A 20,460-nucleotide genomic window follows, 5' to 3' on the forward strand; every position below is an offset into this window, starting at 1 on the left:
CCGGAAGGCCCGAGTGGACACAAACCGTGATGATCAGGAAACTGTCGACACACGTCCGCGTCCGTCCTAGGCTCTCCTGCGTTCCGTGCGAACCGCTCCGCAGCGTTCCCCAGCGTTCCGCGCGAGGCGTCCGCGGGAGCCGTCCGGCCGCGGCCGGGCGCGCGCCCGCGCACCATCCCGTCAACACGTCCCCCGCCGACCGGAGAGATGCAGTCGCCGTGCTAACCCGAGGCCGCCGAACCGAGCCAGCCGTCAGCCACCGGCGCGACGGCCCGAAGGCCGGTCGGTTCAGGTCGATCCGGTTCAAGGTCGTCCTCATGGTCACCGTGTCGGTGGTCGCGCTCGGCGTGCTCTGGGCGTTCGCCGCCAGCATCGCGCTCGGCGAGGGCCTCAACCTGCGGCACGTCAAGACCGTCCAGGAGCACTTCGGCTACCCGTCGGGCGCGCTCGGCAGCGCGCTCCAGGCCGAGCGCCGCCAGTCGATGGTCTACCTCGGCGGGCGCACCGACGGCGACCGCGCCTCGATGGAGTCCGCGCGGCTGGTCACCGACCGGCAGGCCGACCTGTTCCGCGGCCTCGTGCGCGACCAGGGCGCCAGGGACGCCGCGCCCGCGCAGGCCCGCCGGCTCGCCGACAAGATCGGCGCCGGGCTGGACGCGCTCGCCGCGGGCCGCCGCGGCATCGACTCCGGCGCGACCGGGCGGGCCCGCTCGTTCGCCGACTACAGCGCGCTGATCAGCGACATCGGCACGCTCCAGTCGTCGCTGTCGACGCTGGACAACTCCGAGGTCGCCAAGGACGCCCGCAACCAGGCCGCGCTCGGCCGCGCCCGCGAGACGCTCGCGCAGGAGGACGCGCTGCTCGCCGGCGCGCTCGCCGCCGGGCGGATGACCGCCGCCGAGCACGCCGACTTCGTCAAGCTCGTCGGCACGCAGCGGTCCCTCTACACCTTCACCGCGGGCGAGCTGCGCGCGGAGGACCAGAGCTACTACCAGCGGGTCGCCGCGATGCCCGAGTCCGGGCGGCTGCGCGCGCTGGAGGACCGCTTCGTCGCCTCGGCCCGGCTCGTCCGGTCCAAGGGCGCGGCGAGCGTGCTGTGGAAGACCACCGCCGACTCCAACCTCACCCGCCTGCGCGGGCTGGAGCTGTCGGTGGCGGCGTCCGCCGAGCGGCGCGCCAAGCCGATCTCCGACGCCATCATCCAGCGGGTCGTGCTCGCCGGCGCGCTCGGGCTCGTCGCGGTCGTCGCCTCGCTCGTCCTCGCGGTCTGGGTCGCCCGCTCGGTCATCCGCGAGCTGGCCCGGCTGCGCCGCGAGGCCCTCGACCTCGCCGACGTCCGGCTGCCCGGCGTGATCCAGCGGCTGCGCCGCGGCGAGGAGGTCGACGTCGCGGCCGAGGCGCCGCCGCTCGCGTTCGGCACCCGCGAGATCGACCAGGTCGGCGACGCGTTCAACGCCGCGCGCCGCACCGCGATCCAGGGCGCGGTCGAGGAGGCCGCGCTGCGCCGCAGCGTCAGCGACGTGTTCGTCAACCTCGCCCGCCGCAGCCAGACGCTCCTGCACCGCCAGCTCAACCTGCTCGACGCGATGGAGCGCCGCATCGAGGCGCCGGACGACCTGGAGGACCTGTTCCGCGTCGACCACCTCGCGACCCGCATGCGCCGGCACGCGGAGGGCCTGATCATCCTGTCCGGGCAGGCGCCCGGCCGCGGCTGGCGCAGCCCGTCGCGATCGTCGACGTGGCCCGCGCCGCCGCGTCCGAGGTCGAGGACTACACCCGGGTCAACGTCGCGCCGATGAGCCAGGCCGCGGTCGTCGGCCCCGCCGTCGCCGACGTCATCCACCTGCTCGCCGAGCTGATCGAGAACGCCGCGTCGTTCTCGCCGCCGCACACCACCGTGCAGGTCCACGGGCAGGCCGTCGCGCACGGCTTCACCCTGGAGGTCGAGGACCGCGGCCTCAGCATGGACGAGGCGAGCCTCGCCGCCGCCAACGAGCGGCTCGCGACGGCCGCCGAGTTCGACCTGTCCGACAGCGCGCAGCTCGGCCTGTTCGTCGTCGGCCGCCTCGCGCACCGGCACGGCATCAAGGTCACGCTGCGCACCTCGCCGTACGGCGGGATGGCCGCGATCGTGCTGCTGCCCGAGGACCTGGTGGTGCGCGGCGACGCCGAGGCGCTCGACGGCGCCCCGGTCACCACCCGCCGCGCCGAGGACGCGCTCCTCCCGGTCGGCGCGGTCGTCGGCGGCCGGCGCCACGGCGTCGCCGAGCTCGGACCGGGCGCCCCGGCCGGGCCCGGCGGCCCGCAGGGCGGGTCGGTGCTGCAACTGCCGACGGGACGGCACGCCGCCGGACCGTACGGGGGCTCGACGCACTCGGGCTCGTACGAGACCGTCCAGGACGGGCCGCCCACCGGGCCGTACAACGTCCCGCCGCAGAACGCGTCCGCCCCGGAGCACCTGCAGGGCCCGCAGACCCCGGGAGGGCCGCCTTCCGCGCCGGCGCCGGGCGGACCGGCCGCGAGCCCGTTCGGGGGCGATCCGCTCGGCACGGGACCGCTCCCGGCCCAGCCGTTCGGCGCCGGCGCACCGGAGGGTGAGACCGCGAATCCCGCCGACGTCGCCGCCGCGTCCCGTACGGTATTCGAGGAGCCGATCCAGGGCCCGCCCCCGCCGCAGCCGCGGCAGCAGGGCGAGCCGCGGCTCCCGCGGTCGCCGCGCGAGGTCAGGCGACGGCCCGCGAGCGGCGGCGGCCGGAGCGAGCGTCCGGCGCTGCCGAAGCGGGTCCGGCAGGAGAACCTCGCCGCGCAGCTGCGCGACGAGGCTCAGGAACAGGCGCCCGCGGCACCCGGACCGCGGGCCCCGGAACGCTCCCCGGAGGAGCTGCGGACGATGATGTCGGCCATCCAGCAGGGCACCCGGCGCGGTCGCGCCGAGACGGCGGCGAGCGATGACGAGGATTCGTGACGTCCGATGACCGGACCCGGGAGCGAGTGGATCGATGAGGAGGCCGGGCCCCTCGTCCGGTCGTACGCGCTGACGCGCGGCCGTGCCCGCCCGGCCACGCGCGAGAGCTTCGACATGATCACGATCGTCTCGACGGCGGCGCGGCCGAGGTCGGGCACGCCCGGGATCGGGCCCGAGCACCTCTACATCCTGGAGATGTGCCTCCAGCCGCAGCCGGTCGCGGAGGTCGCGGCCAAGCTCCGGCTGCCGCTGGTCGTCGTCCGGGTGCTGCTCGGCGACCTGCTCCACCACCGGCTCATCACGGTGACCCGTCCCCAGGAGGAGAGCTCGCTCTCCAAGGAACGTCTGCTCAGGGAAGTGCTGCATGGTCTCCAAGCCCTCTGAACCGGAATCGGGCGAAGCCCAGGGGGTCTGGGGGTCCGCCCCAGGAAGCAAGAGCCGCCGGTCGAAGCCCAGGGGTCTGGGGAGCGGGCCCGCCGAAGGCGGCGGGCCGGCGGTGCCGGTCGCGGTGAAGATCCTCGTCGCGGGGGGCTTCGGCGTCGGCAAGACCACGCTGGTCGGCGCCGTCAGCGAGATCACGCCCTCCAGACCGAGGAGCTGCTGACCGACAAGGGCGTCGGCGTGGACGACACCGAGGGCGTGGAGCAGAAGACGACCACCACGGTCGCGATGGACTTCGGCCGCATCACGATCCGCGACGGGCTCGTCCTCTACCTGTTCGGCACGCCGGGGCAGGACCGGTTCTGGTTCATGTGGGACGAGCTGTCGTACGGCGCGCTCGGCGCCGTGGTGCTCGCCGACACGCGCCGCCTCGCCGACTGCTTCCCCGCGGTGGACTACTTCGAGAGCCGCGGCCTGCCGTTCGTCGTCGGGGTGAACTGCTTCGAGGACGGCTACGACTACACCTCCGACGAGATCCGCGAGGCGCTCGACCTGTCCGCGGACCTGCCGGTGGTGCTGTGCGACGTGCGCGAGCGGACGTCCGGCAAGGAGGTGCTGACGACGCTCGTCCGGCACGTCCTCGCGGTGCACAAGCGGCAGCACGACACGGGCGTGCCGGTCTCCTGAGCCCAGGAGTCCGGCACGCCCGCCGTGCCCGCCGCGCCGCGCCTCAGGCGAACGCGGGCATGACCTCGTCGTGGATCAGCCGGAGCTGGGTGTCCACGTCGGCGACGCCCTCGACCTCGCGGCCGGTGAAGCCCTTCACCAGGGTCGCGTCGGTGATCGCCGCGATCAGGTGGTTGACGCCGGTCGGCTCGATCTCGCGCCGGATCTTGGCGACGACCTCGTCCGGGGTGCCGGCCAGCGACAGCTTCTCGGTGATCTCCGGGGTGGTCAGCTCGATCGCCTTCGGCAGGTCGCCCGCGCCGACGGCCTCGATGATCGGGGCCATGTCCTTCGGGTCCACGCCGTTGCGCAGGAGCTGCTCCTCGGGCATCGCGGAGGCGTAGAGGCCGACCATGCTGCGGGCGGCCTCCTTCGCGGCGGCCGAGTCGCGCCCGGTCGCGAACACGACCCAGGCGCCGATGTCGAGCGTCTTCCAGTCCTTGCCCGCCCGCTCGGCGCCCGCGCGGGTGTGCTTCACGGCGTACTCGTACGCCTCGCGGGTGTAGCTGAGCGCGTGGTGGACGCCGTCGGACAGCTCACCGGCCGCCTCGAACGACTTCGGCCCGCGCATCGCGCCGATCTTCACGGGCAGGTGCTCCTGGACGGGCCGGGCGAAGGTGAACAGCCCGTCGTAGGAGTAGAACTCGCCGTCGCGGGTGATGGTGCCCTGGTCCAGCAGCGTCCGGACGACCTCGACGGCCTCCTTGACGCGGGTGAGCGGCTTGGTCTTCGTCCAGTCGATCTTGTACTGGGCGAGCACCCCGAAGTTGCCGCTGCCGAGCACCACCTCAGCGCGCCCGCCGGTCAGCTCGTCCAGCGTCGCGGCGGCCTGGGCGATGAGCGTCGGCTCGCGGAGCGTGACGGCGGACACGCTCGGGCCGAGGCGGATCTGGGAGGTCTGGGCGGCGGCCGCCGCGAACAGCAGCCACAGGTCCTTGTGCCACGGCTCGTCGGCGGCGTACACGGCGTGGAAGCCGAGCTCGTCGGCGAGCCTGATCGAGGCGAGGGACTCGTTCAGCGGGTAGTCGGGGAGCATCGCGTAGCTGAACTTCACCGTTCTCCTGACTTCGTCGATGAAGGGGGAACGCTTCCGGCGGGGGCCGGAGGCTTGATCAACGGCACTCAAGCTTGCACGGCGACGAAGCGGTACGCAATGCCCACAACGAGTTAATTCCCGGCGCCGGGCGCGGCTAGCCGAGGTGGAGGCCGCCGTGGATGTCGCGGGCCTGGACGACCTTGTCGGCGCGGCCGTTGAAGACGTTGGTGACCCCGTCGCCGCTCGCCGACGCGTCCGTGCGCACCCGGTCCCACAGGGCGCGGACCTCCTCGTCGAAGGCCGGGTCGAGCTCGCGCGTGCGGGCGATCGCCTCGTCCAGCTCCGCGAGCCGTTCGGGGGAGTCGGGGTCGCGGGCCGCGCCCTCCAGGATCTGCTCGGAGAGGTGGTCGCCGCGGAACCGCTCGCGGATCCTGCGGACCAGCGCCGCGACGGCCTCGCGCGCGGGCTCGCCCGCGACCTCCACGACCTTGCCCGCTGCGGCGGTGGCGATGGCGAGCGTCATCGGGTCGGACATCCGCGTGCTCCCGTGCGAGAAGGGATGGGGACGTACGCCCAGTCCACCATGCCGGGCGCGGGGCCGCCACCGTCCGCGGGGCCACGGGCGGCTGACCGCGCGGACCGCGGGGGCCGCGCCCGCCGGTCGGTCGCGGCCGTGCGCGGCTCAGTTGCGGCCGTGCGCGACGGCCTTGCGGAACGGCGCGATCGCCGCCTGCACCTTGGTGAACCCGCCGCCGTCGGCCCACAGGTCGTACCATTCGTTGTCGCTCGGGTCGAGCGCCCGCGCGAACGTGCGGGAGGCCAGCTCGCGCAGCGGCTCGTCGGGGGTGAACTCCATGCCCTCCAGGTACTCCCCGGCGCTGCCGCCGATCTTGATCGACGGCTCCAGCCGCGCCGCGACCAGGCACGCCGCCGCGATCGCCGCCTCCACGTCCGGCCCCTCCAGGTAGTCGCCGGCCTCCAGCATGTCGGCCATCGCCGAACGCAGCCCTTCGGGCACCTCCTCGGCCGGCCCGTCGGCCAGATCCCCGACGAAGTCCATCGCCGAGTCGTTCTCGAACGGACCATGCCCCCAGGCACCCATGCGCGCTCCTCCTCATTGCAGTCGTTGAGGGAGGAACCTAGCGGAGCGGACGGACAACGACTAGCCGCCAGGATTTCCCTACCAGGTGGAACGAGGCGCCCGGGGTGCCCTAGCCTCCGTCACGTGCCGGTATGCCTCCCCGTCCAGCTCCTCGCACCTGGAGAGTTCGACGGGTGCGCCGCCGGGCCGACGCTGGCGTTCGCCTCCCGCCGCGACCACGCGGCCAGCATCGGTCAGCTCTGGGACCCGGCCGCCGGCCGCCCCGTCGGCCCGCCCGTCCCCGACCTCGGCGACTGGGCGTTCGCCGACGTTCTCGCCTGGACGCACCGCGACCGCGTGCACGTCCTCTGCGGCCGGGACGAGATCACCATCGAGCCGCCGTCCGTCCCGGACCTGCTGGGCCTCGCCGCGCCGGACGGCCGTACCGCCGTCGTCGCCGTCTCCGGCCCCGCCCACGACGCCCGGGTCTCCACCTGGGACGCCCGTACGGGCGAGCACCTGCGCGACTTCACGGTGTGGCTCGGCCACCGTTCCGCGATCGGCCACCGGCTCTCGTCCGCGGGCGGCCTCATCGCGCTCGCCTGCGACACCGATCGCGAACGCCCCGTCGACGGCCGCTGCGTCTGCGTCCTCGACACGTCCCGGGGCGAGGAGGTGGCCCGGCACCCGTCGCCGGGCGACCTGCACGCCGTCGCGGGGACGGCCCTCGCGCACACCGCGCCGGGCCGCCTGCTCGTCCACGACCTGACGACCGGCGAGCCCCTCGCCGAGCGTTCCCTCCCGGATCCGGCCGCCCAACTGGCCGCCGCGTCCGTGGGCGACCGCCCGGTGTTCGTCACGGCCCACCCGGGCCGCCTCCTCACCTGGGACCTGTCGTGTGTCCGGCCCCTCCACGAGCTGCCCTTGTCCGTCCCGCCGAACGCCATCGCCCTGACCCCCACCGGCATCGTCCTCGCGGCCACCGACGAGGGCCTCCACACCGCCCGCCTCCCGCTCCCCTGAACGACCGGCACGGCCGGTTGCCCCGCGCAGGCGCCGGGAAGACCACCGCGGCGCGGCGGATCGCCCGGCGGCGCGGCCTGCGGTGGTACGGCACCGGTACGCGGACAGGACGGCCGTCGGGGGCCCGATCGGTGCGGGATGGGAGACGCGCGGGGTCCCTTCCGGTGTGGAAGGGACCCCGCGCGTCGTGACCGGACTCAGTGGCCGGTGCGCTCGTCCTCGGTCGCGGACGTCTCGGAGGAGTCGGTGGGCAGGACGCCCTGCTCGGACTCCGAGTCGAGCGTGCGGCGCTCGGGCCACGCGTCCAGCTTGGTGCGACGAGGGTTCGCCAGTGCGTTGCTCATGGTTGCTGCTGTCCTCCCGTGGAACCTCGATTATGAAGATCTTCCCGGATACCCACCCCTGGTCCGCAAAATGGTCTAGACCTGCGTACCGATCCCGCTGTGCTAGGGACCGCCTGCCGCGCGCGGCGGGAGGCCGTCGTCATGGGGAGCGCCGCGACCCCGCGAGACATTCCCGGCATCCCGTCCGAGCTAGAAGTCGTCGTCCCAGGCCGTCATGTCCTGGATGACGGGGGAGAAGACGGCGGGCAGCGCGCGCAGGCCCCGCACCGACGCCGACGGCCGCCACTCCAGCCGCTCCGGCGGTACGGCCAGCGCCACGTCCGGGAGCCGGTCGAGCAGCACCTCGACGGCGGTCCTGGACATGGTCTCGGCCAGCTCCGGCGCGGGGAACGGGCAGCCGTGCTCGCCGTGCCCGAACGACAGGTGCGCCCGGTTCGCGCCGGGCCCGTGGTCGGTGTAGGAGCCGGGCCGCACCCGGGGGTCGGCGCCGGCGGCGGCGAGCCCGAGCACCAGCAGGTCGCCGCGGCGGACGCGCCGTCCGCCGAGGTCGCAGTCGTGCACGGCCCAGCGGCCGATGAGGTTCCGCGCGGGGGCGTCCTCCCACAGCGCCTCGTTCAGCGCCTGCGAGACGCCGCCCCTGCCGCCCTGCATCGACATCGAGAACCGGTCGTCCACCAGCATCAGCCGCAGCGCGTTGCCGATCCAGTCGCCGGTCCGCTGGTGCGCGGCGGCCGTCACCGCCAGCAGGTCGAGCGTGATCTCCTCGTCGGTCAGCCCGGCGGGGTGCTCGACCAGCCGGGACGGGACGTCCCTCGCCGGGGCCGCGCGCCGCTCGGCGACGAGCCGCGCCATCCGGTCCCGGATCCGCTCGCGCGCCCGCGCGGCCTTGCCGTCCGCGTCCAGCGACTCGGCGACGTCCTGCGCGAGGACCGGGATGTCGCCGCGCGGCAGCCCGTACAGCTCGGCGAGGACGTGCAGCGGGAACCGGTGCGCGTACTGCGCGACCAGGTCGGCCTCGCCGTCGCCGGAGAACGCGCGCAGGAGCCGGTCGGCGGCCCGCTCGCAGACCAGCGTCAGCGCGGACCGTTCGACCCGGTCCAGGGCGTCGCCGATCGCGCCCGTGCGGCGCCGGTGCTCGGCCCCTTCGGCGAACGTCACCGACGGCGTCCAGCCGACGTGCGGCATCAGCGGCCAGTCGTCGGGAACGAGCTCCCGGGCGTTCCAGCGCCGGCAGTCGCGCGCGAACAGCCGCGGGTTCCCGGCGACGTGGCCGACCTCGCGGTAGCCGAGGACGAACCAGGCGGGGACGTCGCCGTCCAGCAGCACCGGCACGACCGGGCCGTGCCGCTGCCGCAGCGACCGGTGCAGCTCGCCCGGGTCGCCCGCGAGCCGCGCCCCGCACAGCCGGACCGGCTCCGCGGGCTCGTTCCGCGGGGCGGGCGGGTCGGCGGCGGCGGGCTCCTGCGGGGAGGCGGGCGGCGGTGCCGTTGGATTCGTCACGGTGCGGTCTCCGGTGCTGCGGCTGCGGACGGGTCGTGGAGGCGGGCGGCGCGCGGCGGCGCCTCCACCACCGGGAGCGGCGGGTCAGAGCTGGTGCAGTCCAATGAGCACCTGCTTCAGGGTGTCCAGGTCGGCGGAGGGCCGCGCGGCGGGCGCGGGGGCGGGGTCGCGGAGGGAGACGAGGCCCGCCTCCAGCAGGTCGCGCAGGAGGATCCGCACCGCGCCGGCCGGCAGCCCCAGGCGGGCCGCCAGCTCCGCCACGGCGACCGGACGGCGCCGGCACAGCCGCAGGATCAGGGCGTGCTCGGACGGCCCGCCGGGCACGTCGCCGGTCTCGGCGACGGCGAGCGTCGCCAGGTCGATCGGGACCGGGGGCGGCGCGGCGCCCTCCGGCCGCGCGCGTCCCCCCGTGACCGCGTGCATCCGGTCCGGGTCCTCGCCGTCGACGGGTCGCGGGCTCATGCCGGGCGGGCGCCGTCCCGCCGGCGCGGGGGCGCGGTCAGCAGCCCGCCGGCCCGCTCGACCAGCTCGTTCATCGCGCGCCCGACCCGGCCGACGTCGGCGTCCGCCTCGGCGACCACGGCGAGGTGCGCGCCCTCTCCGGCGGGGACGATCAGCAGGACGCCGCCGCGGAACTCCACCATCGACTGCCCGGACCCGATCCCCTCGCCGAACTCGGCGGACGCGCTGACCGCGAGGCTCTGGACGCCGGAGGCGACGGCCGCGAGCCGGTCGGCGCGGTCCTCGTCCAGGCCCGCGGTGAAGCGGACCTTCAGGCCGTCCTGGGACAGCACGAGGACGTGCCGGACGCCCGGGGCGCGCGCCACCAGGCCGTCCAGCGTCCAGTCGGGCCGCCGCGTTCCCTCGATGCTCATCGGTCCCGTCCCGTGTCCTGTGCCTCGGTGCCGTCGCCGGTGGCGGAGGCGCCGTCCGGGGCCCCGCCAAGGTCTTCGCCGGGGGAACGGCCCGCCCCGCGGAACGCGGCGAACCGCCCCGCGTCGCTCCGGGCCGACTCGGCCGCCGCGGGCTCCGGCGCCGCGCCGTCGATGCCGGCGACGCCGACGAGGCTCTCGCCGCGCGGCCGTTTCGGCAGGTCGAGCGCCCCGGCCTCGATCCGCGCCGTCCCGGACGCGGCGGTCGCGTGCGGCGCGTCGTGGACGGGCGCGGACGAGAAGCCCGTGTTGCCGGTGATCGGACCGGCGCGGTGGGCGTACCCGTCGAGCGCGGACGGCACGTCGGCGTCGAAGGGGTCCTTCGGCGGAACGACGAGCCGCCGCGGGATCAGCACCACCACGCCGAGCCCGCCGCGCGAGGACGGCCGGAAGCTGACCCTCAGCCCGTACCTGACCGCGAGGCGGCCGACCACCGCGAGGCCGAGCCGGGTCCCGGGCAGGTTGGCCACTTCGAGGGGCGCGGTCACCAGCCGTTCGGCGCGGGCCCGCTCGCGGTGCCGCATGCCGTGCCCGCTGTCCTCGATCAGCACGACGACGCCCGCGTCCTCCTCCTCGACGTACACGTGCACCTCGGTGTCGCGCGAGGAGAACATCGTCGCGTTGTCCATCAGCTCGGCGAGCGCGTGCATCACCCCCTCGGCGGCGAACCCGGCGACGTGCGCGGTGCTGCTGTAGTGCAGCCGGAGGCGGCGGTAGTCGGCGATGCGGCCCATGGCGCCGCGCAGGATGCTCTCCATCCGGATCGGCTTGGTCCAGCGCCGGCCCGTCCGGCCGCCGCTCAGCACCGCGATGCCGTCGGCGGTCCGGCCGATCTGCGAGACGCCGTGGTCCAGGTCCAGCAGGTCGGCGAAGAACGGCTCCTCGCCGAACCGGAACTGGAGCTCGCGGAGCTGCGCGAGCATCCGCGTCACCGCCGCCTGCACGCGCGACGCGGCGTGCGCGCACGCGATCCTCGTGAACGCGCCGGAGCGTTCGCCCTCGGCGATGGTGTGCACGGTGGTCTCCAGGAGCCGCCGCACGAGCGGGTGGGAGGGCGGCTCGGTCTCGGTGAGGACGGCGTCGGGCGACCTGCGCATGCCGCGGAGCTTCGCGCCGACGGCGGGCAGGGTGGTGTCGGCGAAGAACGCCGCCTGCTCCTCCAGCACCGCGAGGTCCGCCTGCGCCTCGGCGGCGGCGCGCTCGGCGGAGGCGACCTCGTGGACGACGCCGTTCAGCACGCGCTGGAGCGAGGGGCTGGAGGGCCGCGGCAGGCTCGCGAGCGCCTCCTCGGGCAGGGCGCCCTGCCGGACGAGGCGGATCGCCTGGGGGAGCGGGCCGTCGGCCAGCTCGCCGATCTGGCGTTCGAGGCGGGCGGCGGAGCCCTCGGCCTCGGCGAGCCTCGCGCGCAGCGGCCGGGCCAGGGCGGCGTGGTAGGCGGCCACCGCGACGGCGGCGCACAGCACGAGCGCGGCGCCGCCGCCCGCCCACGCGACGAACGCCTTGGTCTCGGGCGAGGCCGCGAACACCGAGCCCAGCCACGCGGCGCCGACGACGGTCACCGCGACCACCCACGCGAGCAGCGCCCGTTCCAGCGGCGACCGTTCGAGCGGGCCGTGTGCGCGCGGCAGGTGTTCCGGCGGCGTCCGTTCCATCGGATGGTCGGGGGACAGGTGTGCTGGCATGGGCGCGGATCCTTGGCAACGGCCTCGGCCGACGGAGGGAATGGAGGCGGGCACGAACCGTAGGATGCATCATTCCGAATGCGGGCGGGCGTCGTTCCGGCCAAAATTCAGGCGGCGCCGGAAGGGATCTGGTTGGCTCCCGACGTGTTTGCCGTCTTTTCCGTACGGAACGGTATCGCCACAGGTCGGCGGCGCGGGAATTGATCGCGCTCCGACAATGATGGGATGAATTGCACCGCTATGCCGCGTTGTGTTTCCGGTCCCGCGAGAAAGGGGCTAAGGCGTGCCGGAACGGTCGAAACAACGCCCGGCGGAGATCGTTCCGATCATCGGGCGCGGTCCCCGTCGTCCCGGCCCGCCGGGAAGGCGAGATCGCGCACGCTCACCGCGTTGTCCACGACGGCCGCCGCGACCTCCGCGAGCCGGCGGTTGTTGCCGCGCGCGAACGACCGCATCCGCGCGAACGCCTCGTCCACCCCGACGCCGAGCCGGGCGGCGAGGACGCCCTTGGCCTGCTCGATCACGATCCGGGAGGTCAGGGCCGTGCGCAGCTGCTCGGCGAGCGCGTGCTGCTCGCGCAGCGACCGCTGGTAGAGGATGCCGACCGTCGCGACGTCCCCGAGCGCCTGCCCGACCGCGATCCGGCCGCCGTCCAGCACGCCCGGCCGCCGCCGGAACAGCGCCGTCGCGCCGATCACCTCGTCGTGCAGCCGCATCGGCAGCGCCGTCACCGACCGGAACCCCGCGTCCAGGATCGCCGGGGCCGCGCGCGGCCAGCGCTCCAGATCGGCCTCGACGTCGCCGGACGCCACCGGACGGCCCGCGCGGAAGCAGTCGAGCCACGGCCCCTCCTCGCCGCCCGTCCGGTCGAGGCCGTCGCGGGCCTCCTCGCCCGTCGCCGCCGTGACCTGGAGGCGGCCGTCCAGGTCCGACAGCATCAGGCCGGTGGCGTCCACCTCCAGCAGCTGCGCGTGGCGTTCCGCCAGGACGGCCAGGAAGTCGACGATGTCGAAGTCGGCGGCCATGGCGCTCGCGGGATCGACGGACGTCCGCGGCGGTCTCTCCTCCCGGACCATTGCCGTCTCCTCCTGGGCTGCGGGGGCGTTCGCGTACTCGTGAAGGCGGCGTGCGCACCGTCCGGGAACGCGTGCTCGCCGACCCTGCGTACCACGGTCCAAGATGCTTGCAGTACCCGTGGCGGCGCTTTCCGAAACCGCGGCCGCAGCCGCAGGGTCCCCTGGGTCCAGAGGTGACGGCGAGACTCGTCGACCACCCTCCGCGGCGCGTCCGCCCGGAATATCCGCTCGCGTTCCGGGGGCCGCGGCTGGGAGGGTCTGGGGCATGTCGGATGTGCTTGCCGTGCGTGACGCGGACCGGCTCGCCGAGCTCCAGGCTCGGGGGAACGGATGAAGTTCGTGTTCTTCTGGGGGCACCGGGAGCCGCGGTCGGGCGCGGCCGGACCCGGGTGCCTCAGCCAGTGGTGGTCGTCGCCGTTCACGCTGGACGGCGTGACGTACGCGACCGCCGAGCACTACATGATGGCCGAGAAGGCGCGGCTGTTCGGCGACGGGGCGAGCGCCGCCGCGATCGTCGCGGCGAACCACCCCCGGCACGCCAAGGACCTCGGGCGGCGGGTGCGCGGGTTCGACGAGGCGACGTGGGTCGAGCACCGGTTCGAGATCGTGGTGCGCGGCAACGTCGCCAAGTTCTCCCAGCACCGGGACCTCGGCGACTACCTGAGGGGAACGGGGCGCCGCGTGCTGGTCGAGGCGAGCCCGCTCGACCGCGTGTGGGGCATCGGCCTCGCGGCGGACGACGAGCGCGCCGGTGACGCCGCCTCCTGGGAGGGGCTCAACCTGCTCGGGTTCGCGTTGATGGAGGCCCGGAGCCGCCTGGCGTGACCGGCGGCCCCGGGCTCTGGGGCGGTCGCGGTCAGCGCGCCGAGCGCGCGAACGCGGCGTAGAGGCGCGCGGCCGAGGTGCCGAGGCCGGTCGGGCCGCCGAGGACGCGCGCGGCGGCGGCCGGGGACGAGGGTACGGCCGTGTCCGGTTCGGCGTCCGAGTCCGAGTGCGGGGCGGGCGCGGTGCCGGTCGCCGGGGACGGGTCGGTGTCCGGGACGCCGAAGCGCTCGTGCAGCGTGGCCTCGTCGTAGCGCTCGGTCCGGTGGTGCCAGCGGAAGATGCCCGCCATCCAGTCGCGCAGCTCGTCCACGTAGGCGTCGAGGGCGGCGCGGCCCTCGCGGCTCAGGCGGAACTCGGCGGCGACGGCGGGCACCTCGGCGGCAGCCAAGTGCTCGAACTGCCGCAGCCGCTCGGTCATCAGGTCGTTGACGATCGCGACGGCGTCGTCGCGCCCGCACTCCAGGAACCGCTCGACGGCCAGCACCCCGTTGTTGACCTCGTGCTCGAACTCGATCTCCTTCTGGTACGAGAAGACGTCGTTCAGCAGGCACGCGTAGTCCATCGCGGACGACTCGATCCCGCGCATCGTGCGGGTGTCGTACACCTCGTCGGGGATGAGCGCGCCGTGCTCGATCCGCGACAGCTCGGTGGTCATCTCCGAGCCGAACCCGTGGCGGCGCATCTCCAGGTAGTCGACCGGGTCGGGGATCCGGCTCTGGATCTGCCCGGCCAGCTCCCACAGCCAGGCGTCGACCATCAGCTCGACCGCGCGGTGCAGCCGCGCGCGGTCGTGCGCCGCCATCGGCTCGGCCGTACGGCACCACAGGTCGGCGAGGCCGCGTTCGAAGGGGTTCTCGGGCAGCGGGGTGCCGCCGCAGTCCAGCGGCATGAACGCGGGTATCCGCGCGACGAAGCGCTTGGCCCCGGCCATGTCGCGGTCGCGGAAGAACACCGCGGGGAAGTAGTCGTCGCCCCACGTCCCCCAGCACAGCCACTGCGTCGCCTGCGCGAGCGCCTCGGCGGACGCGTCGGGGTCCAGACCGGACGCGCAGATCGCGAAGTCGAAGCGGTCGAGCTGCTCGGCCGTCCACACCGGCTCGGCCATCCTCGGCACCGGGCCGAACATGCCCATCGCCTCGCACCACGCCACGGCCGCGCGCCGCGCCGCCGGGTAGTGCGGGTTGTCGCCCACCTGGTACGGCATGGGGAAGTCGGGGTGTTCGAGCGGCCCGACGCGGCGCCCGTACGGGACGTACGGGCGGGACGCGTGCGCGGCCTTCAGCAGGCCCCGCACCCGGGCGCCGGGCGCGGAGGCCCGGTCGGCCGACTCGTTCATGTAGCGGCTGGAGCGCAGGTGCCATTCGTGGCCGCCGGACTGCCAGTCCTGGAGGCCCTTGACGTACCTGAGCACGTCGGCGCGTTCGGCGGGGTCGAGGCCGTGCTCCTCGAACAGGCCCGGCAGCTCGGTCAGCGTCGTGTTCTCGAACTGCCGCAGCCGCGAGGTGATCAGGTCGTTGACCAGGCCGGCCGCGCGCTGCGTCCCGACGCCGAGGAAGTGCTCGACGACCAGCACCGAGTTGTTGATCTCGCCTTCGGACTCGGTCTCGCGCTGGTAGGAGAAGATGTCGTTGCGCAGGTGCACGCCGTCGGAGAAGGTGTCCTTCAGCACCCGCAGCGGACGGGTCGCGGCGACCCGTTCGGGCACCTCGGCGCCCACGGCGTGCTCGACCAGGTCGGCCGACCAGGGCGCCCCGCCGACCTTGCGGCGCATCTCGACGTACTCGATCGGGTTGGGCACGCGCGCGCCGGTGATGTTGGCCAGCTCCCACAGCGACTCGCGCAGCAGGTTCTCGGTGCTCTCGGCGAACCGCCGCCGCCACGCCCGCGACCGGGCGGGCACCGTCCGCGCCCACAGGTCGGCGAGGCCGCGCTCGACGGCGTTGACGGGCTCGGGCGGCTCGCCGTCGGCCATGAACGCGCCGAGCCGGTCGAGGTAGGCCCTCGCGCCCTCCTGGTCGCGGGTCCGCTTGAAGACCTCCAGGAAGTGGTCGTCGAAGTAGAACACCCACACGTACCAGTCGGTGATGAGGTCGAGCTCGACGGCGTCGCAGTCGGGATGGGTGTAGGCGCACAGCAGCGCGTAGTCCATCGCGTCCAGCGCGCGCTCGTCCCAGATGTCGGGGGTGCCGGGGTCGCGGGTCTCGTCCAGCATCCCGAGGTCGCGGGCCCAGGCCCGGCTGTGCGCGCGGGCCCGCTCCAGATGCGGGTTGAGGCGCGCGGGGTACGGGACGTAGAACTCGGGCAGCTCGAATGGTCGCATGAACGGCCAGGTCCCTTCCGTCGCGGTCGGGGTTCGGTGGTGCGCCGGGCGTCGGCGGCGCGCCGGGCTGCGGCGGCGCGCCGGCGCCTTCGCTCCGGGCAACGTACCGCGCTCGCCCGGTTACCGCTGGTTAGATTTCCGTATGGCGTCATGGGTCGCGCCTGTCCGGGTACGGGCGGCACATGAGCAAGTCGCGCCAGCCGGAACGAGTGGACGAGAACGACCCGGTCGAGCAGAACATCGCGCTCGCCCGCCACGTCCTCGACGCCGCGCAGCGGGAGGTGTGGTCGAAGGCGAGGCGGCGGCTGCCCGCCGTCAGGCTCGCCGCCGTGGCGGGCACGCTGGGCGTCGCCGCCACCGCCGCGTCGTACCGGCTGAACGTCCTGCTGCTGGAGAAGAAGCTGCCGCCCGAGGTCGCCGCGCTCGTCGCGACCGCCGTCTACGGGAGCGGCGCGGGCGCCGCCGCGGTCGCCGCGTCGCGCAAGTGGCGCGGGCACCCGGCGCCGCTCCCGACCGACACCGCCCGCCAGGTCACCGAGATCCTCACCGACCGCGACTGAACGGCGGCGAAACCGAACGGCGGGCGGGCGCGGGCCGCTACTGGTCGGTGAACTTCACGTTCCGGCCGGTGATGGCGAGGCTGACGCCGTCCTTGCCGACGGTCAGGCTCTGGAACGCCAGCCCCATCGGCAGCCCGCTCACCGGGACCGTGAAGTCGAGCGTGTCGCCGAGGTCCTCCAGCGGGAAGTCCTCCACCGACAGCGCCTTCACCCGGATGTTGCCGCCCTCTTTGGTGACGCTCGCCGTCGCGGTGCCCTCGGTGACGCCGAGATCGACGTTCGCCTGGACCTTGCCGGGGCCCGCGGCCTTCAGCTCCATGGCGGGCTCGCCGCCCGCCTTCGCCAGGTCGGCGAAGCTGACGAACGCCGACCCGTCGACCGAGCCGAGCGTTCCGCTGCGGAAGCCGGAATCGACGTGGACGTCGCGTGCGCGTGCGTCGAGGCGGGTGATGTTCAACGGGCCCTCGGCGATGTTCTTCGCTTTGAGCCTTACATCGTGGAAGTCGCGCGAGACGACCTGGGTGAGGAACGGAACGCCTTTGATCGTCACGTCCGGCGTGGTCGGAAATCCCTCTTTCTTGATCTCCGAGGCCATCGTGCGCTCGGCGTAGGCAGCCGCCAGGCGGTCCGCGACCGCCACGGCCATGACCAGCAGCAGCAGGACGCACGCGAGGACGATCGGCCACCGGCGCGCTCTGCGCCGCGGCAGCGGGTCCACCCGTGTCACGGTCACCGGAGCGGCCGGTTCGCCATGGCATTCACTCAATTCCGCGAAAGCGGCCGTGTCAATATTCCTCCCCTTATCGCGGAGGAGGACTTACACTCCGGACATGACGGCCGGAGCCTCCGCCGAATCGCCCGCCGTGCCGGTTCTCGTCGTGCGGACGGGGGACCGGGTGCACCGCCTGCGCCCGGGCGGCTCGTACCGGATCGGCCGCGACCCGGCGGCCGAGATCCCCCTGGACGACCGCCGCGTCTCGTGGAACCACGCGGTGCTCCGCGCCGGTCCGACGGGCTGGGTGATCGAGGACGCGGGGAGCAGCAACGGCACGTTCTTCGAGGGCAGACGCGTGCAGCGCATGCTCATCGAGGGTGCGCGCACGTTCCGCCTCGGCAACCCCGCCGACGGTGCCGCCGTCGACTGCTTCGCCGACGCCCCGCCGCCGCGGCCCGTTCCGCCGCCGCCCCAGGCACCGCAGGCGGAGCCGCGCACGCGGGTGCAGAGCCCGCAGCCGCCGCCCGCGCAGCCGCGTTCCCGGCCGGCGCCGCCCGTTCCGCCCGCCCCGCCCGCGCGCCGTCCGGAGCCTGCGGAGCCCCGGCAGGCGCCGCCGCGGCGGCCGAGTGTGGACAGGCATCCGAGCTCGGTGATCCGCGTCGCGCCGCGCGCGCTGCGCATCGGGCGGGCGCCGGACAACGACGTCGTGCTGTCCGATCTGGTCGTGTCGCGGCACCACGCGGAGCTGCGGACGCTCGGTCCCGGACAGCGTGAGATCGTCGATCTCGGCAGCCACAACGGGACGTACGTCAACGGCGTGCGGGTCGAGCGGGCGGCGTTCGGCGAGGACGACCTGCTCGGCGTCGGGCACGCGACGTTCCGGCTGGTGGGCGAGGAGCTGCGCGAGTTCGTCGACACCGGGGACGTGTCGGTGTCGGTGGAGGGGCTCACCGTGCGGACGCCGGAGGGCAAGGTGATCCTCGACGGCGTCGGCTTCCCGATCCCCGAACGGTCGCTGGTGGCGGTGATCGGCCCGAGCGGCGCGGGCAAGTCGACGCTGCTGGGGGCCGTGACCGGGACGCGGCCGGCGACGGAGGGCACCGTCCGGTACGACAGCCGCGACCTGTACGCCGACTACGACGAGCTGCGGCACCGCATCGGGCTCGTCCCGCAGGAGGACATCCTGCACACCCAGCTCGGCACGCGGAAGGCGCTGCTGTTCGCGGCCGAGCTGCGGTTCCCCGGCGACACCCGCAAGGAGGAGCGCGAGCAGCGCGTGGACGAGGTGCTCGCCGAGCTGGGGCTCACGCCGCACGCGGGCACGCGGATCGACCGGCTGTCGGGCGGGCAGCGCAAGCGGGTCAGCGTCGCGCTGGAGCTGTTGACCAAGCCGTCGCTGCTGTTCCTGGACGAGCCGACGTCCGGCCTCGACCCCGGGCTCGACAAGACCGTGATGGAGATGCTGGCCGAGCTGGCGCACGACGGCCGTACGGTCATCGTCGTCACGCACAGCGTCGCCAACCTCGACACCTGCGACCGGCTGCTCGTCCTCGTGCCGGGCGGGCGGCTCGCGTACTACGGCCCGCCGGACGAGGGGCTCGCGCACTTCGGGAAGAAGAGCTGGGCCGAGGTGTTCCAGGCGTTCGACCGCGATCCGGAGCGCGACTGGGCGGCGGAGTTCCGCGCCTCGCCCCGTTTCGCGCGGTACGTCGCGTACGCCCAGGGGCAGCGCGGCGACCGGACCGAGGCGCGCCCGCCGACGCCGCCTCCGGCGCAGCAGTCGCGGTTCGCGCAGCTCAGCACGTTGTGCCGGCGCTATCTCGCGGTGATCGCGTCCGACCGGAGCTATCTGGTGCTGCTCGGCGTGATGCCGCTGATCCTCGGCGGGCTGACGGCCGCGCTCCCGGCGGACAAGGGCCTGGCCGGGCCGCCGGAGAGCAACCAGGACGCCGCCGCCAAGCTGATGGTGCTGGTGTTCGCGGCGTGCTTCGCCGGGACCGGCAACGCGGTCCGCGAGCTGGTCAAGGAGCGCACGATCTACCGGCGGGAACGGGCCGCGGGCCTGTCCGCCGGGGTGTACCTGATGTCCAAGCTGATGGTGCTCGGCCTGATCACCGGCCTCCAGGCGATCGTGCTCGTCCTGATCGGGCTGGTGTGGGTCGACAAGCCGTCCTCCGGGACGTTCACGTCGGTGCTGCCCGAGCTGATGCTGTCGATGGGGCTGCTCGGCGTCGTGTCGATGACGCTCGGCCTGCTCGTGTCGGCGTCGGTCAACAGCTCGGAGAAGACGCTGCCCCTGCTCATCGTGATCTCGATGGGGCAGCTCGTGCTGTGCGGCGCGCTCGTACGGCTCGTCGGCCTGCCCGGACTGGAGCAGCTCGCCTGGCTGTCGCCGTCCCGCTGGGGGATGGGCGCGGCGGCGGCGACGGTCGATCTCGACACCATCACGCCCCCGGCGGAGGACCCGGACCCGCTGTGGAAGCACAGCGCGTCGGTCTGGGCGATGGACATGGGCGTCTGCGCCGCGCTCGCGGTCGTGTTCGTGGCCGTCGCGTGGTGGCGGCTGGACCGCCTGCGCCCCCGCCGCCGCTGATCCGGGGCCTGCCGTAACGCCGCTGACCTGCGGTGACGTCCTTGCCCCGGCTTTGCCCGGGACGGGGAATACCGGCTGACTCAGGTCGATGATCCTGGGTAGGACCCGACCATGGACAGCGCGAACAATTCGGACGGCGACGTACCCCCAGGCGGAGGACGACCCCCCGGCGGCGCGCCCCCGGGCGGCCCGCCGGTGCGGGCGGTGATCACGCTCGTCGTGAACGGGACCGAGCACCGGATCGGGGTGGACACGCGGGCGTCCCTGCTGGACGTGCTGCGCGAGGACCTCGGGCTGACCGGCTCGAAGAAGGGCTGCGACCACGGCCAGTGCGGCGCCTGCACGATCCTGCTGGACGGCCGGCGCGCCAACGGCTGCCTCGCCCTGGCGGTCGCCCACGACGGCGCGCGGATCACGACGGTGGAGGGCCTCGCCGACGGCGACCGGCTCAGCCCGCTCCAGGAGGCGTTCATCGAGTACGACGCGTTCCAGTGCGGCTACTGCACCCCGGGCCAGCTCTGCTCGGCGACCGCCGTGCTGGACGAGGCGGCGGCCGGGTGGCCGAGCGCCGTCACGCCGGACATCACCGCCGCGACGCCGATGCTGGACGCCGCGGAGATCCGCGAGCGGATGAGCGGCAACCTGTGCCGCTGCGGCGCGTACGTCAACATCGTCGCGGCGCTGCGCGACACCGCCGAACG

At 74.3% G+C, this 20,460-nt stretch carries 18 protein-coding genes and 2 pseudogenes; 9 read left to right on the forward strand and 11 right to left on the reverse strand.

The window, feature by feature from the left end:
* The first annotated feature begins 317 nt into the window (after positions 1-317).
* The 4 genes and pseudogenes from GEV43_RS22505 to GEV43_RS22520 all read left to right on the forward strand — a co-directional run bounded on the left by GEV43_RS22505 (position 318) and on the right by GEV43_RS22520 (position 4,033).
* Positions 318-1,799, forward strand: a complete 1,482-nt coding sequence (locus GEV43_RS22505) for a nitrate- and nitrite sensing domain-containing protein (protein WP_160822370.1) — start codon at positions 318-320, stop codon at positions 1,797-1,799.
* Positions 1,739-2,965: a sensor histidine kinase KdpD gene (locus GEV43_RS22510; protein ID WP_160822371.1), complete on the forward strand. Its 1,227-nt coding sequence runs from the start codon at positions 1,739-1,741 to the stop codon at positions 2,963-2,965. The genes GEV43_RS22505 and GEV43_RS22510 overlap by 61 nt, the downstream gene beginning before the upstream one ends.
* A 6-nt stretch (positions 2,966-2,971) precedes the next feature.
* On the forward strand, positions 2,972-3,349 hold the full coding sequence (locus GEV43_RS22515) for a DUF742 domain-containing protein (RefSeq protein ID WP_160822372.1): 378 nt from the start codon (positions 2,972-2,974) through the stop codon (positions 3,347-3,349).
* Positions 3,350-3,425: 76 nt separating this feature from the next.
* Positions 3,426-4,033 (forward strand): annotated as a pseudogene (locus GEV43_RS22520) (ATP/GTP-binding protein).
* Positions 4,034-4,076: 43 nt separating this feature from the next.
* On the opposite strand, the gene GEV43_RS22525 reads toward GEV43_RS22520, so the two are convergent.
* From GEV43_RS22525 to GEV43_RS22535, 3 genes are all read right to left on the reverse strand, one after another.
* Entirely contained in the window at positions 4,077-5,126 is a 1,050-nt protein-coding gene (locus GEV43_RS22525) for an LLM class flavin-dependent oxidoreductase (RefSeq protein ID WP_160822373.1), read from the reverse strand.
* A gap of 136 nt (positions 5,127-5,262) precedes the next feature.
* A complete protein-coding gene (locus GEV43_RS22530; RefSeq protein ID WP_160822374.1) occupies positions 5,263-5,643 on the reverse strand; it encodes a hypothetical protein in 381 nt (126 codons plus the stop codon).
* 147 nt (positions 5,644-5,790) lie between these two features.
* Positions 5,791-6,210 carry a DUF4259 domain-containing protein gene (locus GEV43_RS22535; RefSeq protein WP_160822375.1) on the reverse strand — a complete coding sequence of 140 codons (420 nt, stop codon included), beginning with the start codon at positions 6,208-6,210 and terminating at the stop codon, positions 5,791-5,793.
* A 123-nt stretch (positions 6,211-6,333) separates the two neighbouring features.
* On the opposite strand from GEV43_RS22535, the gene GEV43_RS22540 reads away from it, so the two are divergent.
* Positions 6,334-7,212, forward strand: coding sequence for a hypothetical protein (locus tag GEV43_RS22540; protein ID WP_160822376.1), 879 nt, complete (start codon positions 6,334-6,336; stop codon positions 7,210-7,212).
* A gap of 197 nt (positions 7,213-7,409) precedes the next feature.
* On the opposite strand, the gene GEV43_RS22545 is transcribed toward GEV43_RS22540, so the two are convergent.
* The 6 genes from GEV43_RS22545 to GEV43_RS22570 all read right to left on the reverse strand — a co-directional run bounded on the left by GEV43_RS22545 (position 7,410) and on the right by GEV43_RS22570 (position 12,746).
* The gene (locus tag GEV43_RS22545; protein WP_160822377.1) at positions 7,410-7,556 is read right to left on the reverse strand and encodes a hypothetical protein; all 147 of its coding nucleotides are present in this window, start codon (positions 7,554-7,556) and stop codon (positions 7,410-7,412) included.
* Between the two features lie 189 nt (positions 7,557-7,745).
* On the reverse strand, positions 7,746-9,056 hold the full coding sequence (locus GEV43_RS22550; protein WP_160822378.1) for a cytochrome P450: 1,311 nt from the start codon (positions 9,054-9,056) through the stop codon (positions 7,746-7,748).
* A gap of 84 nt (positions 9,057-9,140) precedes the next feature.
* Positions 9,141-9,518: a DUF742 domain-containing protein gene (locus GEV43_RS22555; protein ID WP_160822379.1), complete on the reverse strand. Its 378-nt coding sequence runs from the start codon at positions 9,516-9,518 to the stop codon at positions 9,141-9,143.
* A complete protein-coding gene (locus GEV43_RS22560; RefSeq protein ID WP_160822380.1) occupies positions 9,515-9,931 on the reverse strand; it encodes a roadblock/LC7 domain-containing protein in 417 nt (138 codons plus the stop codon). The genes GEV43_RS22555 and GEV43_RS22560 overlap by 4 nt, the downstream gene beginning before the upstream one ends.
* On the reverse strand, positions 9,928-11,670 hold the full coding sequence (locus GEV43_RS22565; RefSeq protein ID WP_241683009.1) for an ATP-binding protein: 1,743 nt from the start codon (positions 11,668-11,670) through the stop codon (positions 9,928-9,930). The genes GEV43_RS22560 and GEV43_RS22565 overlap by 4 nt, the downstream gene beginning before the upstream one ends.
* A 326-nt stretch (positions 11,671-11,996) precedes the next feature.
* Entirely contained in the window at positions 11,997-12,746 is a 750-nt protein-coding gene (locus GEV43_RS22570) for a GAF and ANTAR domain-containing protein (RefSeq protein WP_160822381.1), read from the reverse strand.
* Between the two features lie 330 nt (positions 12,747-13,076).
* On the opposite strand from GEV43_RS22570, the gene GEV43_RS22575 reads away from it, so the two are divergent.
* Complete coding sequence (locus GEV43_RS22575; protein ID WP_160822382.1) at positions 13,077-13,571, forward strand: NADAR family protein; 495 nt, start codon at positions 13,077-13,079, stop codon at positions 13,569-13,571.
* Between the two features lie 31 nt (positions 13,572-13,602).
* Here GEV43_RS22575 and GEV43_RS22580 read toward each other — a convergent pair whose 3' ends face one another.
* On the reverse strand, positions 13,603-15,891 hold the full coding sequence (locus GEV43_RS22580; protein WP_160822383.1) for a germacradienol/geosmin synthase: 2,289 nt from the start codon (positions 15,889-15,891) through the stop codon (positions 13,603-13,605).
* Between the two features lie 182 nt (positions 15,892-16,073).
* Here GEV43_RS22580 and GEV43_RS22585 point away from each other — a divergent pair, with 182 nt between their 5' ends.
* Positions 16,074-16,451 (forward strand): phage holin family protein, encoded by a 378-nt coding sequence (locus GEV43_RS22585; protein ID WP_160822384.1) that lies wholly within the window; start codon positions 16,074-16,076, stop codon positions 16,449-16,451.
* A gap of 37 nt (positions 16,452-16,488) precedes the next feature.
* On the opposite strand, the gene GEV43_RS22590 is transcribed toward GEV43_RS22585, so the two are convergent.
* Positions 16,489-17,169, reverse strand: coding sequence for a DUF2993 domain-containing protein (locus tag GEV43_RS22590; RefSeq protein WP_160822385.1), 681 nt, complete (start codon positions 17,167-17,169; stop codon positions 16,489-16,491).
* Between the two features lie 112 nt (positions 17,170-17,281).
* On the opposite strand from GEV43_RS22590, the gene GEV43_RS22595 reads away from it, so the two are divergent.
* On the forward strand, positions 17,282-19,759 hold the full coding sequence (locus GEV43_RS22595) for an FHA domain-containing protein (RefSeq protein ID WP_160822386.1): 2,478 nt from the start codon (positions 17,282-17,284) through the stop codon (positions 19,757-19,759).
* Positions 19,760-19,954: 195 nt separating this feature from the next.
* Positions 19,955-20,458, forward strand: a pseudogene (locus GEV43_RS50800) (2Fe-2S iron-sulfur cluster-binding protein); the annotation flags it as partial.
* Positions 20,459-20,460 lie beyond the last annotated feature (2 nt).

It is taken from the genome of Actinomadura sp. J1-007, from assembly GCF_009793335.1.
Lineage (GTDB): Bacteria > Actinomycetota > Actinomycetes > Streptosporangiales > Streptosporangiaceae > Spirillospora > Spirillospora yumaensis.